11 protein-coding genes and 2 riboswitches are annotated in these 17045 nt (G+C 53.9%); of the genes, 7 read left to right on the plus strand and 4 right to left on the minus strand.

Annotation, left to right across the window (positions count from 1 at the left end; genetic code table 11):
- Nucleotides 1–43: 43 nt before the first annotated feature.
- Entirely contained in the window at nucleotides 44–1138 is a 1095-nt protein-coding gene (locus R70723_RS31790) for a GGDEF domain-containing protein (protein ID WP_081957136.1), read from the minus strand.
- Nucleotides 1139–1352: 214 nt separating this feature from the next.
- Nucleotides 1353–1452, plus strand: a riboswitch (purine riboswitch).
- 91 nt (nucleotides 1453–1543) lie between these two features.
- Between R70723_RS31790 and R70723_RS01620 the strand changes: the two genes are divergently transcribed.
- Together R70723_RS01620 and R70723_RS01625 are read left to right on the plus strand one after the other, a co-directional pair.
- A complete protein-coding gene (locus R70723_RS01620) occupies nucleotides 1544–2989 on the plus strand; it encodes an NAD(P)/FAD-dependent oxidoreductase (protein ID WP_039869258.1) in 1446 nt (481 codons plus the stop codon).
- A gap of 156 nt (nucleotides 2990–3145) precedes the next feature.
- The gene (locus R70723_RS01625; protein ID WP_039869259.1) at nucleotides 3146–4663 is read left to right on the plus strand and encodes a methyl-accepting chemotaxis protein; all 1518 of its coding nucleotides are present in this window, start codon (nucleotides 3146–3148) and stop codon (nucleotides 4661–4663) included.
- A 135-nt stretch (nucleotides 4664–4798) separates the two neighbouring features.
- Here R70723_RS01625 and R70723_RS01630 read toward each other — a convergent pair whose 3' ends face one another.
- On the minus strand, nucleotides 4799–5377 hold the full coding sequence (locus R70723_RS01630) for a nucleotidyltransferase family protein (RefSeq protein WP_039869260.1): 579 nt from the start codon (nucleotides 5375–5377) through the stop codon (nucleotides 4799–4801).
- A gap of 181 nt (nucleotides 5378–5558) precedes the next feature.
- Between R70723_RS01630 and R70723_RS01635 the strand changes: the two genes are divergently transcribed.
- From R70723_RS01635 to R70723_RS01655, 5 genes are all read left to right on the plus strand, one after another.
- A complete protein-coding gene (locus R70723_RS01635; RefSeq protein WP_269322686.1) occupies nucleotides 5559–7220 on the plus strand; it encodes a sensor histidine kinase in 1662 nt (553 codons plus the stop codon).
- Complete coding sequence (locus R70723_RS01640; protein WP_039869262.1) at nucleotides 7217–7945, plus strand: LytR/AlgR family response regulator transcription factor; 729 nt, start codon at nucleotides 7217–7219, stop codon at nucleotides 7943–7945. Before R70723_RS01635 ends, R70723_RS01640 begins: the two co-directional genes overlap by 4 nt.
- 122 nt (nucleotides 7946–8067) lie before the next feature.
- Entirely contained in the window at nucleotides 8068–9327 is a 1260-nt protein-coding gene (locus R70723_RS01645; RefSeq protein ID WP_144027060.1) for an L-lactate MFS transporter, read from the plus strand.
- 299 nt (nucleotides 9328–9626) lie between these two features.
- Nucleotides 9627–10238, plus strand: coding sequence for an RNA polymerase sigma factor (locus R70723_RS01650; protein WP_047170995.1), 612 nt, complete (start codon nucleotides 9627–9629; stop codon nucleotides 10236–10238).
- A complete protein-coding gene (locus tag R70723_RS01655) occupies nucleotides 10199–11188 on the plus strand; it encodes a hypothetical protein (protein WP_039869266.1) in 990 nt (329 codons plus the stop codon). The genes R70723_RS01650 and R70723_RS01655 overlap by 40 nt, the downstream gene beginning before the upstream one ends.
- Nucleotides 11189–12198: 1010 nt before the next feature.
- On the opposite strand, the gene odhB is transcribed toward R70723_RS01655, so the two are convergent.
- Nucleotides 12199–13542, minus strand: a complete 1344-nt coding sequence (gene odhB, locus R70723_RS01660; RefSeq protein WP_039869267.1) for a 2-oxoglutarate dehydrogenase complex dihydrolipoyllysine-residue succinyltransferase — start codon at nucleotides 13540–13542, stop codon at nucleotides 12199–12201.
- Between the two features lie 55 nt (nucleotides 13543–13597).
- Nucleotides 13598–16465 carry a 2-oxoglutarate dehydrogenase E1 component gene (locus R70723_RS01665; RefSeq protein WP_039869269.1) on the minus strand — a complete coding sequence of 956 codons (2868 nt, stop codon included), beginning with the start codon at nucleotides 16463–16465 and terminating at the stop codon, nucleotides 13598–13600.
- Between the two features lie 471 nt (nucleotides 16466–16936).
- Nucleotides 16937–17022, plus strand: a riboswitch (cyclic di-GMP riboswitch).
- Nucleotides 17023–17045: the final 23 nt, after the last annotated feature.

Below are 17045 nucleotides of genomic sequence, written 5' to 3' on the forward strand. Positions count from 1 at the left end.
GCGCTGTATGCGGATCCGGTTTTTTGCTGTAAATAAGAATGGATTATCGAAGGACGATCCGGTTCTTACCCGTCTTCTTGGCCTCATACAGGGCATCGTCTGCCCGCTGAAAGGTATGGCTCTTCGTATCGGATACCGAAAATTCATGCATGCCGATACTCACTGTGACAGACTCTCCATTCATCTCTTCAACCGGCAGGCCTGCTATGCCTGTCCGGACGCGCTCCATGATACCGTGCGCCTCATTCAGCGGCTTGGCCGTCAGAATCACTACAAATTCCTCCCCGCCATACCGGGCGGCAAAGTCATCAGTACCGATATGCTGCAGAACGACGGCGGCGACCTGCTTGAGCACAATATCTCCCACCCAGTGGCCGTACCGGTCATTCACCTTTTTAAAGTTATCAATATCAAGGACGGCAAGCTGCATCGGAAACGGATTATTCTGCTGGTGATCAATCAGCCAGCCGAGATATTCATGAAAGGTTTTATGGTTATACAGATCGGTCAGCGGATCAATTTTGGACAACCGGTCCATGATGATATTCTGGATGCGCAGATCCTGCTCCGACTTCACGGAATCCTCCAGAGACTGCATAAGATCCCGGCCGCGCCCGATTACCCCGAAACCGGCAAGTGCAGTGCCGCCAAAAATCAAGGCAATCATAATATGCTGAATCCGCAGGGTATATTCGTAAACAGGTGTATTGCTGAATAGCGTGACGATATAGAGCAGACAGATCAGTGAGGAGGCCTTCATATAGCTGCTCTTGAGATAAATCATAGATACAAGCAGGGGCAGCAGCATGATGAGCGGCTTAACCTCATATTCGCTGGTGAGATTGGTTATGATCAGGATGGCATAAATGTGGCTTGCGACGACTATCGAGAATTCTGAGAATACCGGCCTCCATCTAAAGGTGGCTTCCAGAATGAGGAGCAGGATAAGGATGATAGAATCGGGTATCAGTACATGGGTAACAAAATATTGTCTGTCCGTAAATTCAGGTCTATGGCCCCACATGGATAGTGAGATGAACAGCTGACTTGCCAAATATACGAGGAGAACCATCCAGAAGGTATTGAGGAGTACCCGGTTCCAGTAGCTTTGGCGAGGAGTTGGCGGTGGGATGTGCATAAACAGTTCCTCATTTCCAGTGGCAATATCACTATATATTCGACAAAAAAACTGCTGATCCTCCCATATCTTGTGAATATTATAATGTTCGTGTTTTGGTGATATGAATGCGTTATTTAATCGGTTAACATTAAAATATCTTAAAAAACACGAATTATATATGCTTAAGTACCTTGACACATCCGTCTTGTTTCTGTAAAATTTCTAGTGGCTCTTATAATAAAGTGAAGCTGTTCGTATATCCCCGGAGATAAGGTTTGGGGGTTTCTACAGGGAACCGTAAATTCCTGGCTACGAATAGGGTGCGTTTTGCATACCTATGAAGAGCCGGGATTTTTTTGTGTGTAAATCACAGAAACAGCGGCAGAATATGCGGCGTTTCTTCCCGGGAGGACAAGAGAACAGATGAGTAAATATGATGTGATTGTTGTGGGGGCCGGTCCGGCCGGAATTTTTGCCTGCTATGAGCTGACCCTTAAAGCGCCTGAGCTGAAGATATTGCTTGTAGATAAAGGCCATGATATATACCGCCGCAGCTGCCCGATCCTTGAGGAAAAAATCAAGCTGTGTCCGCCTGCTGCCGGCCGCAAGGAATTTGCCGGCTGTCTGCCGGCCTGCTCCATCACGGCCGGATTCGGGGGTGCAGGCGCCTACAGTGACGGCAAATTTAATATCACCACTGAATTCGGCGGCTGGATGACCGATTACCTGGCACCTTCAAAGGTGCTGGAGCTGATTGAGTATGTTGATGCCATCAACCTTGAGCATGGGGCAACCCCGGCCATTACTGATCCGACCACGGACAGCATCCGTAGCATCGAGCAGCGCGGCTATGCCGCCGGACTCAAGCTGCTGCGTGCGCAGGTGCGGCATCTTGGCACCGAGCAGAATCTCGAAATTCTTAAATCCATATATGAATACCTGAAGACGCGGATTGATATGCAGTTCAAAACTGAGGTGCAGGACATCGTTACCGTCAAGGAGGGCGGCTCCCACCGTATCACAGGAATTATGCTCAAGAACGGTGAGACCTATGAGGCGGATCATGTTATGATCGCCCCGGGGCGTGACGGTTCCGCCTGGCTGACTGAGGTACTGAAGAAACGCCGCCTCAAAATGTACAATAACCAGGTCGATGTCGGCGTTAGGGTCGAAACCTCCGATGTGGTTATGCGGGAGATTAATGAACATCTGTACGAAGGCAAATTTGTGTTCAATACCTCTGTCGGCACACGTGTCCGCACCTTCTGCAGTAATCCTTCAGGCCATGTTGTCGTAGAAAATCACAGCGGGGTAATGGCAGCCAACGGGCATTCCTATAAAGATCCTGCGCTGGGCTCCAAAAACACAAATTTTGCTCTGCTTGTGTCACATACCTTTACAGAGCCGTTTGACAAGCCGAATGAATACGCCCGGGAGATCTGCAAGCGGGCCAATGACCTGTCTAACGGCGGTGTAATTGTCCAGAAGTACGGAGATATCCTTCGCGGACGCCGTTCTACAGAGACCCGGATTAAGGAAGGGTTCCTTGAGCCGACGCTGAAGGAGGCGGTTCCGGGTGACCTCGGTCTGGTCCTGCCCTACATTACCATGAAGAGCCTGATTGAAATGGTAGAGGCGCTGGAAAAGGTGACCCCCGGCATCGCCTCTGAGCACACGCTGTTCTACGGCGTGGAAGCGAAGTTCTACTCTGCCCGGCCTAAGCTGACAGAGCAGCTGGAAACGGAGATTTCCGGTCTGTTCTGCGGCGGGGACGGCGCGGGGATTACCCGCGGACTGGCCCAGGCCGGTGCGGCCGGCGTATGGATTGCCCGCGGAATGCTGGAGCGGGTAGCGGCACATGTCGGATAATAGAATCAGATAGACTGAACAACAGGCTGTCCTTTTATGCAAAGCTATTGCAGAAGGGACAGCTCTTTTATTTATGTGATGAAAATACTTCCTTTATTTAACTACGCTGATATAATGTTAGAATACATAACATAATAGAGTGGAGTGGAAGTACAAATGCGGGTTCACCGGAGTACAAAAGTCCTGTTCGTTCTGCTGTTACTGTCAGTTGGTTTATACGGTTTGTGGATTGACATCAGTTGGCTGCATAAGCTGGTATACCTGGTGCTGATGGCGGGGCTTGGCGGACTTGCATGGAATACATACCGCAGCGGAATACACAGGGATAAGCAGCTTGAAGAGGCCCGGGACCAGATCGAACGGCTCGGCAATGAGATTGTGGTCACTTCGGACAAGCTTCACGGGGCGCTTGAGGAAATAAGCCGCCATACGGAGGGCCTGCAGCAGACGGCAGATTATTCGCATGCCTATGAAGTGGACCTGCAGGTCCGGAGTAATGAGGCCAAGGCTAATATTGAGGGAGCCTTTGCGACGATGGGCGGCGTAGCTGAAGTGACTGCACAGATCAGCGGGCTGACGGAACGGCTGGGAGCCAGCATGGAGGATGCCAGCCGGGGAATGACGGATATGGTCGGCTCGCTCAGGAATACTGATGAGGTTATGGCCGAGCTGCAGGGGAGAAGCGGTGATATGCTGAATGAATTCAATATACTCAGCGGGCATATTGCCGTGGTGGAGGAGATCAACTCCCTGATTGTAGGGATTGTGAATGAGACCTCCCTGCTGGCGCTGAATGCTTCTATTGAAGCGGCGAGGGCCGGTGAACAGGGACGCGGATTTGAAGTGGTGGCTGCCCGGATCAGACAGCTGGCGGATCAGAGCAGGAGCTCGGTGGAACGCTCATCAGAGGTGCTGCTGGACATTAATAACGGCGTAAGACAGGTGCTGGAATCCGCAGCTAAAGAGCAGACAGCGGTATCCCAGGGTGTGCATGAGGTGGCTGCGGTGAAGCTCCGGCTCTCCGATGTGTCGGCAAGAATGGCAGAGGTCGGAACCGCCGTAGCTGACACGGTAGCTGCAGCCTCCAGACAAGGCGGGCTAATTGAAGCGGCTACCGGGGAATTAAAGGGTGCTGTCGGTATTGTTAACGAAACGATTGCCGGCGTGGATCTGACCCTTGAGCAGGTGATGCGGCAGCGGTCACAGATCGGCCAGCTTAATGAAATCAGCGCCAGCCTGCTGGGTGAGTCCCAGGCTCTGCAGCAGTCGGTAAGCCGGATTGCCGGGGAGAACACTGCAGCTGCAACCCTGAATACGGGCCGGCTGGAGGAGATGCAAGGAGTACTGCAGGAGCTTGCAGCCAGACAGGAGCTGTATGTGCCGGATTCGGCAAGCCACGGCAGCGTGCTCGCTGCCTGCATGAAGCGGGTGCCGGAGGTGCAGGCGATCTGGTCCAACCGGACGGACGGGACGTTCATATTCTCCGAGCCTGCAGCGGGGCTGATGAACGCGAAGCGCAGGGAGTGGTGGAGCGGAGCGATGACCGAAGGCGAATATGTCTCCTCGCCGTACGTTTCGGCTATTACCAAGCGCTCCTGCATCACCTTGTCGCGGGCGATTAAGAATAGCCGGGGGGAGACGGTTGGTGTAATCGGGATTGACCTTGCGGTATAAGGCAGCGGCAGCCGCTGGCCGGTAGCTTAGTGGCGGTGCAGCGGGAGAAATAAATGGATGTGCGTTGATACAGCAGCCGTTCCTCTAGGGGAGCGGCTGCTGTTTTTCAGCTGGCAGAGGCCATGAGAAGACCGGCTAACCTCCCGTTGCAGGAATAATCTGCAGCTGCTGCCACACTGCCTGCCAGTTCTTTTGGGATATCCGCTGCGTGTAGACCTCCTGTAAATACGGGTCGGAGCTGAACCGGGGAGAAGGCCTGACTACAAGACGGATAACATCGTTGATTCCATGGGGTGCTGCCAGAAGCAGATCCCCCTGCGCAGTAAGGGCCAGTCCCAGTGCGGTTGCCGTCTCGGGAAAATTAGCCATTCCGTCTGAAGAGGAAGTGTATGGCGGCAGGCTGTTAACAGTATGCATTCTGGCCTGATTCTTCACGGACCAGGGAGTGGCACTGTCTATCTCCCGCAGCCGGGCTTCCAGCAGCTTTTCCGTCTCCTCCCGCAGATCAGACGGATCGTAATAGATAACATCCACATCGGCAAGCGGCGTTCTGCTGCTGAAGCCGTGCTGGATATCCCATACCTTGGAGCGGACAAATCCGGCGCAGACCCAGCAGTCCGGCAGACCCAGGGTGTTCACGGCAGCCAGTATATCCATCATCCACGGGTCTTCTTTTACAGCCTGGAGCAAATCCTGTTCATTAGTAACCGGCAAAAGAGAAGCACCTCCATAACGTGATTCAGCCGCGCATAGAGCCTGCTGGCTCTGACAGCAATTCTTTTATTATAAGACTAAATGCGGCAGAGAGATATGCTGGAAGCGGAGATGTCAGATTGCTAACAGAAAGGGGCAGACTCTATAATGAACCTTTAGATTGACCATTGGAGGCGTAATTGTGCATTATAACCTGACGATTCTGCTGCAATTGTTCGAGCGGGCGGCGCTGCTGCTGATGTGCCTGTTCGTGCTGACCCGTCTGCCGCGCTTTAAGGAAATTTTTATAAAAGGGGCGTATGCTCCGCAGGAGCTGGCTATGGTGACAGTGATATTCAGCCTGTTTGCCATATTGGGAACGTATACCGGAATCAACGTGGAAGGCTCGCTCGTGAACGTGCGGATCATTGCCATTGTAGCCGGAGGTATTCTTTTCGGACCCTGGGTAGGGATGATTACGGGACTGATCTCGGGCATTCACCGGTTTCTGATAGATATCGGGGGTGTTACTTCGGTGCCCTGTCTGATTACCAGCATCACAGCCGGGGTGGTCTCCGGAGTGATCTACAGGCGCACTTCACCGGACAAACGCTGGATTGCCGGTATTCTGGCCGGTATGGCCTGTGAAGCGCTGACGATGGTGCTGATCCTTGTGATGGCTAACCCGGCTTCGCTTGGTGCGGATATTGTATCGAAGATTGCTTTTCCGATGATTGCCGGCCAGATTTGCGTCGGGTTCATTGTTATGCTGGTGCAGAGTGTGGAGGGGGAGAAGGAACGGATTGCCGCGAAGCAGTCCAAGCTGGCGCTGGATATTGCGAATAAAACGCTGCCGTATTTCCGTAACATTAATCCCCGGTCGCTGCGGATCATCTGTGAAATTATCAAGGACGATATCGGGGCTGATGCCGTCGCCATTACCGATACCGGGCATATCCGCGCTTATGTCGGCGTGGGTGAGGAGTACTACATGGAGACAGATGACATTATCAGCGAGGAGACGAAGAAAACAATCAGCAGCGGAGAAATTACAATCCGCGATGATGATACGGAGTATATGAACCGGGCGATCCGCTCGCTGATCATCATTCCGCTTAAGGAGAAGGGTGAAGTAACCGGAGCACTGAAAATTTATTACACCAAAGCCCACAAAATCACCTATTCCCTGCAGGCGATGGCTGTCGGTCTTTCGCAGATGATCTCCACGCTGATGGAGGTATCCCGGGTCGAGGGGATCAAGGAGATGGCCAATAAGGCGGAGCTGAAGGCGCTGCAGACCAGCATCAACCCGCACTTTCTGTTTAATGCGCTGAATGCGATTGCTTCCTCCATCCGTATCGATCCGGGCAAGGCACGGGAGCTGATCGTCAATCTGTCCGGCTATATGCGCTACAATCTCGAGCTGACCGATGAATTCATTGACATCCGGCGTGAGCTGCAGCAGGTTCAGCAGTACGTGGAGATCGAGAAGGCGCGGTTCGGTAGCCGGCTATCGGTGGAGTATGATATCGACGAGGTTGAGGTGCGTATTCCGAGCCTGATTATTCAGCCGCTGGTGGAGAATGCGATTGTACACGGTATTTTGAAGGCGAAGGGCCAGGGTACAGTAACGATCTCGGTAAAAGACCTGGGTGAGGCGGTGCGGGTCGGCATTACCGATACCGGTGCCGGAATCAGTGAGGAGACGGTCGAGCGGGTCTACAGCGGGAATATGCCGGATAACAAAATCGGTCTGTACAATGTACACCAGCGGGTAAAGCTGATTTATGGCCAGGGTCTGACCATCCAGAGGCTTGATAAAGGGACGGACATTTATTTTGACGTCAAAAAGGAGCAGCGATGAGAGCGATAATTGTGGAGGATGAGGTGCTGGCCAGACAGGAGCTGGCTTTTCTGATTGGAGCGCATAGCAGCATCAGGGTTGCAGCCGAATTTGAGGACGGGCTGGATGCGCTGAAATATCTGCAGACGGAAGAGGTTGATGTGATTTTTCTGGATATTAACATTCCCTCGATTGATGGCGTGCTGCTGGCCCAGAATATCAGCAGGTTCTCCGTTAAGCCTTATATTGTATTTATTACCGCTTACAAGGAGCATGCCGCCGAGGCTTTTGAGATTGAGGCCTTTGACTATATTCTCAAGCCCTACAGCGAAACACGGATCAAGACGATGCTGCACAAGCTGGAGGGGGCATTTGCGGCGCGCGGGCGCCAAGGCGAAGAAGAGCGCGTCAAGCTCAGTGATAAGGTGAATCTGTGGAAAAATGAAAAGATCATCGTTGTCGATGCCGACGAGATCTATTATGCTTCGGCGCAGGAGAAAACGACGAGCGTAATCACTAAGGTTGAGGAATACAGTATGGCGCTCAGCATTAGCGAATTTCACAGCCGGCTGCCGCAGGACCGCTTTTTCCGCTGTCACCGCTCCTATTTGGTGAATCTGTCCAAGATCAAGGAAATCATCCCCTGGTTCAACAATACTTATCTGCTGCGGCTGCGTGATCTGGATGCTGAAGTGCCTGTAAGCCGCGGCAGGGTGAAGGAGTTCAGGCAGATCATGCGCCTCTAGCGGCAGTTCATTCCCCGTTACCGTCATCTCATTCCGGATTTCTCTCAAGAAAGCGTTATTTCGCTACAATGAGGAGGCAAAGAAGACCTCAAGCGACTTCAGAGAGAAAGAAGGAATCATCCATGACAACGGCTATGCCAGGCAATAAAAAATGGCTTATCGTTCTAGGCACAGTAATCATGCAAATGGGACTGGGTACCATCTATACATGGAGCTTGTTCAACGCTCAGCTGGTCAGCAAGTTTGGCTGGGAGCTCAGCTCTGTTTCAATAACGTTTTCCATTACCAGCTTTGCCCTGGCCTTCGCGACATTGTTCGCGGGGAAGCTGCAGGACCGGTTCGGTCTCCGCAGACTGACCGCTGCTGCAGGAATTATACTGGGGCTTGGCCTGATCATAAGTTCACAGGCCAGCTCCCTCCCGATGTTTTATCTGCTGGCTGGCGTAGTGGTGGGTTATGCGGACGGAACCGCGTATATAACCTCGCTGTCTAATCTCATTAAGTGGTTTCCTAAGAATAAAGGGCTGATCTCCGGGGTGTCCGTCGGGGCTTACGGTACGGGCAGTCTGATCTTCAAATATATCAACGGCAGTCTGATTGAGTCTCAGGGAGTATCCGGTGCTTTTCTGTACTGGGGCATCATCGTGATGATCATGATCGTTATCGGCTCCATGCTGGTGAGGGAGGCTCCGGCTCCGGCTGAGGCACAGGCTGTCTCCGGCAGGGCGGCGGCTGCAGGAGGCACAGCAATACCAGCCAAAGATTATACGGTAAAAGAAATGCTGCGCACCAAGGAAGCTTATCTGCTGTTCGTCATCTTTTTCACGGCCTGCATGAGCGGTCTGTACCTGATCGGCATTGTGAAGGACATCGGCGTGACGCTGGCCGGCCTGGATGTGGCCGCAGCTGCCAATGCCGTAGCGATGATCGCCATCTTCAATACGGCCGGACGCCTGATTCTCGGCGCATTGTCCGACCGGATGAGCCGCCTGAAGCTGCTTAGCATCACCCTGGCGGTGACAGCTGCAGCAATGTTTACCCTCAGCTATGCTACCTTGAACTACGGCCTGTTCTTCACCTGTGTAGCTGCCATTGCCTTCTGCTTCGGAGGGAACATCACCGTCTTCCCGGCCATCGTCAGCGATTTCTTCGGACTGAAGAACCACAGCAAGAATTATGGTGTTGTCTATCAGGGCTTTGGAATCGGCGCATTGTCCGGCTCATTCATTGCAGCGCTGCTCGGCGGATTCAAGCCTACCTTTATCATCATCGGTCTGCTGTGCATCCTGGCCTGCCTCATCGCAGTATCCCTGAAGGCGCCTGGACAAAAGCGGGCAAGAGAAAAGGGAATGAGCCTGAAGCCTTCACGGCCTACGGCTTGACCATATATATAGCCATATGTCGGCTTAAGAAAGATACAGACAAAGAGAAGGCCGGCTATAAAGCAGGCCGGAAGAGAGATATTTGCCTCCGTTTATGCGGCGGCGGGTATCTCTTTTTGGCATGTTCACACTGCGGGGGAGGACTGGGGCGCAGACGGTCGAAATGCTATAGCAGGGGCAGACAAACGGATCAGGACGAAACAGATGATTAAATTCCATTTACATAGCTGAAAATAATTTGCCGGAGACAGGCACTTTTTGGACGGGTCAGGTGTTATAGAGATATACATGGAAAGGAGGTGCTGGCAACGTCACAGGAGCATTTGCATGATAAGGAGCAGGTGGAGGCTGTAGTCGCGCAGGTCCAGCAGGGCAACCGAGAAATCTATGCCTGGATCGTCGGACAGTTCCAGCAGCCGCTGTACCGTTATTGCTGCCGTATGCTGGGTGACCGGCAGGATGCTGAGGATGCGGTGCAGGATATTCTGGTCAAGGCCTACCAGTCTATCGGAAGGTACAAGCTGGAGGTCAGCTTCTCCGCCTGGCTGTACCGGATTGCGGGCAATCATTGTCTGAATCTGCTGCGCCGGCGGCGGATGCAGGAGCGTATCCTGCGCCTGTTCCAGACGGAGACGGTGAGCACAAGCGCGGAACAGCAGATGGAGGTGCGGATATTCAGCCCGGGTCTGGGGGCGGCACTCGGGTTACTGACACCGGAGGAACGGAATATTCTGGTGCTGCGTGTTTTTGAGGAGCTGACCTTTCAGGAGATGGGGCAGATTCTCGGCAGCAGTCCCAATGCGCTGCACAAGCGGATGGAGCGGATTAAGCGGAAGGTCAGGAATGCGATGAAGACAGAGGAGGGGATCTCTTGGAACGAGCCGGAATCTATAGCGGGCACCAAGATATAAAAGGAGCTGCAGTCCGTGAGGAGCTGCTGCCGGGCATTAATGTGACAGATCAGGTCATGACGCGCATACGGGAAATGGAGCCGGTACGGAAACGCGGCGGAATCCGGTTTGCCGGCAAAACCGCGGCAACCTCAGGGATGCTGGCTGTAACGCTGCTGGTTGCAGCATCAGCTTATGCTGCCACGGAGTATATTCAGATCCGCAACAAGGCGGGAGAGGTTAAGGTACAGCATTTTGTAAACACTGAAACAGAAGAAGAGCGGTTAGCGAAGGGGGTATCCTCTTACCACAAGTATGAGCAGAAGCTGATGAGCTTTGCCAAGCCGGGTGAGCAGATTGTGTATTTTGTTAGGGGAGAGCCAACGTCCGAGGGTACAGGAAGACTGCTGCAGTTTGCATATAAGGAGGAGCGGATTACTGAGTATTCGGCATTCCTTGATCAGATGAAGACTAAGAGCTCGCCGGTCATTTTCCCGGAGACAGCCGGAGGTTATGCTTTTAAATATGGTGGGGTACAGCCCTTGTATCCAGCCGGGGACGTAACAAATAACGACCCGGTCTATCAGCAGGCATTGAACGAATTGATCGGGGAAGCCAAAAAGGATAAGACGCGCAACTTATTCATGAAGGTGATGCCTTGGACCGAAACCGGAGCGCTGAGTGCACATTATATGAAGGGTGGGGCCTTCATCAATCTCTCGGCCTTTGTGTTGAACGGAGGCAACATAACGGTCCCTCAGAAGCCTGCGGATAGAGCGGAGAAAATCAAAGTAGAGGGCAGGGAGGTCATCTACAATTATATCGATTACCAGCCGAATTCATTCTTTTACCTGACCTGGTACAATGAGCCGAAGGACGCCTACGTCCAGCTGAATTCCTGGGGCGACCGGGTGCTGACCAAGGAACAGCTGCTTGAGCTGGCCGGGGAGCTTATTAAGGGCGGGTTGTAGAGGGAAGTTGAGCGGCTTGTAGAGTTGTGAAAAGAAAAGCTGAACGGCTTGCAGAGCTGTGATAAGAAAAGCTGAACGGCTTGCAAAGCTGTGAAAAAAAAGGATGGTACGGGTAACCCGGTTCCGCTTGCAGCGGGCCGGGTTATTTGAATGCGGCGCCGTGTGTCTGCAGGCTAAGGATATAGGAGGCACGCGAGGCGGGGCGGGTGCGGTTGATGAAAGGGGGATGGACGGGTGAAATGAGTGATTGGAATGAGGCGGTTTAAAGGGAAAAATCCCTTTAAGTGGGCACGTGTCGGTTGGAATGAGGCGGTTTAAAGGGAAAAATCCCTTTAAGTGGGCACGTTTGGGTTGGAATGAGGCGAATTAAAAGGAAAAATCCCTTTGAGTGGGCACGTAGCGGTAGGAATGGAGTAGTTTAAAGGGAAAAATCCCTTTGAGTGGGCTCGTGTCGGTTGAAATGGGGCAGTTTAAAGGGAAAAATCCCTTTAAGTGGGCTCGTGGCGGTTGGAATGAGGCAGTTTAAAGGGAAAAATCCCTTTGAGTGGGCTCGTGTCAGGTGGAATAGGGTGGCTCAAAGGGAAAAATCCCTTTGAGTGGGCTCGTGTCAGGTGGAATAGGGTGGCTCAAAGGGAAAAATCCCTTTCAATGGGCACGTAACGGTTGGCATGGGGTGGTTTAAAGGGGAAATCCCATTAAGTGGGCACGTGGCGGTAGGAATGAGGCGGATTAAAGGGAAAAATCCCTTTAAGTGGGCTCGTGGCGGTTGGAATGAGGCAGTTTAAAGGGAAAAATCCCATTAGGTTGGCTGTTGGCGGGAAAAGGGAGGATGAGTAGAAAAGGGAGGCAGGAACATTGGATGTTCCTGCCTCCCTTTATCGTATAGTGTGTAACCTCCGGTTTGTTAGGAGGACGTTTAGTTATAATCAACAAACAAAGTTAGCCGGCCGTTGATCTTATGTTATCACTATTCAAGCATCCCGTGCTGAACTTCGGTTCTTTCTGGAGGGTTACCCTTCCAGCAGCAATGCCTCCGGATCCTCCAGCAGTTCCTTGACCTTGACGAGGAAGCTTACTGCCTCTGAGCCGTCCACGATCCGGTGATCGTAGGATAGGGCGATGTACATCATAGGCCGGTTAACGGTGGTTTCTTCGTCAAGGGCGATCGGGCGCAGCTGGATTTTGTGCATGCCGAGAATACCGACCTGCGGAGTATTCAGGATTGGCGTGGATAGCAGGGAGCCGAACACGCCGCCGTTCGTAATTGTAAAGGTGCCGCCCTGCAGCTCCTGCAGGCTGAGCGTGTTGGCGCGGGCCTTGGAGGCCAGCCCAAGAATCTGGCGCTCGATTTCCGGGAAGCTGAGCCGGTCCGCATCGCGGACAACAGGGACGACCAGTCCTTCCTTCGCTGAAACGGCGATGCCGATGTCATAGTACTTCTTGATCAGCAGCTCTTCGCCGTCGATCTCTGCATTCAGCAGAGGATAGGCCTTGAGTGCCCCGATCACGGCCTTGGTGAAGAAGGACATGAAGCCGAGTCCGACATCATGCTTCTCTTTGAAGGCATCCTTCCGCCGCTTGCGGATGTCGAGGATTGCCGACATGTCCACCTCGTTGAAGGTGGTCAGCATGGCCGCCGTCTGCTGCGCTTCGACCAGACGGCTGGCAATCGTCAGCCGCCGGCGCGACATGCGCTTGCGCTCCACGGCTTTGCCGTCCTGCGGCGCTGCATTAGCCGCAGCTGGCTTCTTCGCCGCAGCCGGTACGGCCTGCGGCGCCGGTGCCGCAGGCGCAGCGGCCGCCTGGCCGGCTGCGCCGTGGCCGTTCACATCGGCCTGGGCAATCCGGCCGATGGGGTCGCGGGCAGTGACCTCGCCGAGGTCGATGCCCCGCTCCCGCGCGAGCTTGCGCGCCCCCGGCGTAGCCAGGGCCGCAGTGCTGCCGGCCGCGCCTTCGGGAGCGGCCGGAGCCGGTGCAGCGGCAGCAGGTGCCTCCGCTGCCGCAGATGCAGCAGCAGGCGCAGCGCTGCTGTCTCCTTGTGCGCTGCCGCCTCCCTGTGCGCTGCCGCCAGCGCCGCTCTCCCCGCCAGCGCCGCTACCGGCAGCCGTGCCACCTTCTGCAGCCGCGCCGATCACGCCGATCGCCTCGCCGACAGCAACGTTCTCGCCCGCCTGGCGGAGAATGGCGGAGATGACGCCATCCTCCTCAGCGCTGATCTCGAGGTTCACCTTGTCGGTCTCAAGCTCGGCCAGCACATCGCCCTGGCCGACAGTGTCTCCTTCCTTAACCAGCCACTTGTAAATCGTTCCTTCGGAAATGGACTCGCCCAGATCGGGTACTTTAATTTCAGACACAGGCCGTTACCTCCCCAAACTTAATAGTTTACATTATCGTGACACCGTCATCCGGTCAGGAGGACGGTACAGGCGCTTGTACTTGCGAGTTCAATTTCAGGGCTTCCGTAACTATGCGGCGCTGCTCGAAGGTATGAACATCCGCATATCCGCTGGCCGTGCTGGACCGTTCAGGACGGCCGATATACCGTACGCTGACCTGCTGCGGAGAGATATCACGCAGCCGGGACTCGGCATAGCTCCAGCCGCCCATATTTTTGGGTTCCTCTTGTACCCATACAATTTCCTGCAGGGAGGTCAGGCTGTTCAGATGTGCTGCCAGCTCGGCCTGCGGGAACGGATAAAGCTGCTCCAGCCGGAGAATATGCAGCCAGGACCAGTCGCGGCCGCCTGCCGCTTCCAGCTCGGTCTGCAGGTCGATTGCCACCTTGCCGCTGCAGACAACCAGACGCTTGACCTCAGCCGGCGTGCTGCCCAGCAGCGGCTCAGGCAGTACAGCCTGGAAGCCGCCGGAGGCAAGCTCTGCTCCAGGGGATGTGCTGCGCGTATTGCGGATCAGGCTCTTCGGAGCCATGATGACCAGCGGCCGGGCATCCGGCTGCCCGCACAGGGCGGCCTGGCGGCGCAGCAGATGGAAATACTGCGCGGCACTGGTCAGATTCGCTACCGTCCAGTTCTCCTCAGCGGAGAGCTGCAGATAGCGCTCCAGCCGGGCGCTGGAATGCTCAGGCCCCTGGCCCTCGTAGCCGTGCGGCAGCAGAATCGCGAGGTTGCTGCGCTGTGTCCATTTGGCCCGTCCGGCAGAGATGAACTGGTCAATGATAACCTGGGCGGCATTGGCGAAATCGCCGTATTGGGCTTCCCAGATTACAAAGGTATCAGGTGCAAACACATTATAGCCGTACTCATAACCAAGCACCGAGGCTTCCGATAGCGGGCTGTTGTACACCCCGAAGGAAGCGCGGGAGGAGCTGAGCTGATGCAGCGGTGAATGAAGGGCTCCCGTCTCGCTGTCATGCAGCACCAGATGGCGGTGGGCAAACGTACCGCGCTGCGAATCCTGTCCGCTGAGGCGGATAGGCGTGCCGTCCTTCAGGATCGTTCCAAAGGCCAGCGTCTCGGCCAGCGCCCAGTCAACCCGTTCCCCGTCCTTCAGCGCATCCTTGCGGCGCTGGAGAATCCGCTCCAGCTTCGGATATACCTTGAAGCCGGCAGGTGAAGTCAGCAGCTCGCGGTTGATCTCCTGCAGGGTACCGAGGGGAACCGCTGTAGACCGCGGAGCTCTGGATTCGGCTTCAAGCACAACCGACGTCTTGGACTCGCCATTTTTATGCTTGCCTTCCTTCATGGATTCAAAGGCCGCCTGCAGGACGCCTTCTGATTCAGCGCTCATACGCTTCACATCTTCTGCTGTAAGGACCCTCTCGCTCTGCAGACGTTCAGCATACAGCCTGTAGACCGTCGGATGATTGCGGACCTTACTGTAGACAACCGGCTGGGTTGTCTCGGGATCATCCATTTCATTATGGCCGTGGCGGCGGTAGCCGATCAGATCGATAACAAAATCCTTCTTGAACAGATTGCGGTAAGCGCTGGCCAGACGGACTGCGGAAATGCAGGCCTCCGGATCATCGGCATTGACATGCACGATCGGAATTTCATAGCCTTTGGCCAGGTCACTGGCATAATGGGTGGAGCGGGAATCTTCACTCTCCGTAGTGAAGCCGATGCGGTTATTGACGATAATATGCACCGTACCGCCGTTCTGATAACCCTTCAGTTTGCCGATATTAAGGGTTTCCGCGACAATCCCCTCGCCGGGAAAAGCGGCATCGCCGTGCATCAGCACGGCCATAGCCTTGCTGGTATCCAGCTTAGGCAATCCCGGATTGCTCCGGTCCTCCTGTGCGGCGCGGGTGAAGCCCTCGACTACCGGGTTAACGAATTCCAGATGGCTCGGGTTGTTGGCCAGCGTAATCCGTGTGCGAACCGTTTCCCCATGCCGTACGGCACGGTCTGCGCCGAGATGGTATTTGACATCCCCGGTCCAGCCGTAGTTGATGCCCATCGAGCCCTCGGAAGGGAACAGCTCTTTGTTCGGAGAATGATGGAACTCTGAGAAAATAATATCATATGGCTTGCCCAAAATGTGAGCCAGAACGTTAAGCCGTCCGCGGTGAGCCATGCCCATGAGAATATGCTCGGCACCATCATGTGCGGCTGCGCGTACAATTTCATCCAGCATCGGTACCAGCGCATCGTTGCCTTCAATGCTGAAACGCTTCTGGCCGACAAAAGTTTTATGGAGGAAGGTCTCGAACTGCTCCACCTGAATCAGCCGGTTCAGCAGCTCCTTGCGTTCATCATTATTCAGCGGAGCGGGTGAGCTCGTTGACTCGGCCTGGCTGTTCAGCCAGCGCAGCTCCTTCTCTTCATGCACATGCCCGAATTCATAAGCAATAGTCCGGGTGTAAGCCTGCAGCATCCGCTGCACCGCATCCCAGGCGGTTTTAACATCTCCGGGCGCATTCTCCCAGATCAGCGAGGCAGGCATAGCTGTAAGATCTTCACGGGTCAAATCATAAGTCCGGAAGTCCAGCCACTGGGCCATCGGATTCTCTCCGCGGTCAAGCGGGTCGATATTGGCGGCGCGGTGGCCATGTATACGAATGTTAGCGATCAGCTTGGAGGCTCTTACGGCTTTCTTCAGCCATTCGGCATCCCCTGTTACAGCAGGCAGCGGAGCCTGCTCGGTTACCGGTGCCATCGGCGGAGGGCCGTTTGTAGTAAATAGATCGCGGTAATTAGGTTCTACTGAAGAGGGGTCATTGATAAACTGTTCATACTTGTCTTGAATATAGCCCAGATTCGGTCCGTGATAACTGCTCCAAACGGATTCATTATAAGGTCCTTTGGCTGCCATGAATACATCCTCCTAACGGATGAACCCCACATGCGCCAGGAAAAGCACCAGCGGCTGGTGGGGCTGATATGTTTGCGGTTTCATTGCACCTCTATTGTGCTACTTTGGGGTCAGCTAATCAATTCATACTTTGTGCTATACCGTTCGCAAAATGGTATGATTCAGGCCGTTATTCATCCAGAACCATTATAAATGCTGTGGGCTGATTAGAGAGCGGGAAAGAGGGTAAATAAGTCTATGTTTTATTCTGAGAAAATAGCCTGGTATCCAGCTAGTCATAGGTCATAGCGCACAGTTTTCATATAGTTTAATCAAAATATTACAAAATGAATCGTAAATTCCGAAGATATTCGCTCAGAATATTTCCAACAATCGACACACTTTGTTAATGGGATGCTATATAATGTTATTGCAGAGAGCGGTTTCATACTTTTAATGACCGGTTGTAGCCAGATCCTTTCATGTAAAGGGTCCAGTAAAGGGTAAACCTGGACGAAAGACAGGGGCACAAAGTCTCGGATCTAATGTAGAAATACTATGATGGCCGGACTGCCTGGGGACGTATAATCTTAGGAGGAGA

Source organism: Paenibacillus sp. FSL R7-0273, assembly GCF_000758625.1.
Taxonomy (GTDB): Bacteria; Bacillota; Bacilli; order Paenibacillales; family Paenibacillaceae; genus Paenibacillus_AQ.

Excerpts from the sequence above, each read along its gene's own strand:
- R70723_RS01665 (WP_039869269.1), bottom strand. The coding sequence starts at position 16,465 with ATGGCAGCCAAAGGACCTTATAATGAATCCGTTTGGAGCAGTTATCAC.
- R70723_RS01625 (WP_039869259.1), top strand. The coding sequence starts at position 3,146 with ATGCGGGTTCACCGGAGTACAAAAGTCCTGTTCGTTCTGCTGTTACTG.
- R70723_RS01640 (WP_039869262.1), top strand. The coding sequence starts at position 7,217 with ATGAGAGCGATAATTGTGGAGGATGAGGTGCTGGCCAGACAGGAGCTG.
- R70723_RS01620 (WP_039869258.1), top strand. The coding sequence starts at position 1,544 with ATGAGTAAATATGATGTGATTGTTGTGGGGGCCGGTCCGGCCGGAATT.
- R70723_RS01645 (WP_144027060.1), top strand. The coding sequence starts at position 8,068 with ATGACAACGGCTATGCCAGGCAATAAAAAATGGCTTATCGTTCTAGGC.
- R70723_RS31790 (WP_081957136.1), bottom strand. The coding sequence starts at position 1,138 with ATGCACATCCCACCGCCAACTCCTCGCCAAAGCTACTGGAACCGGGTA.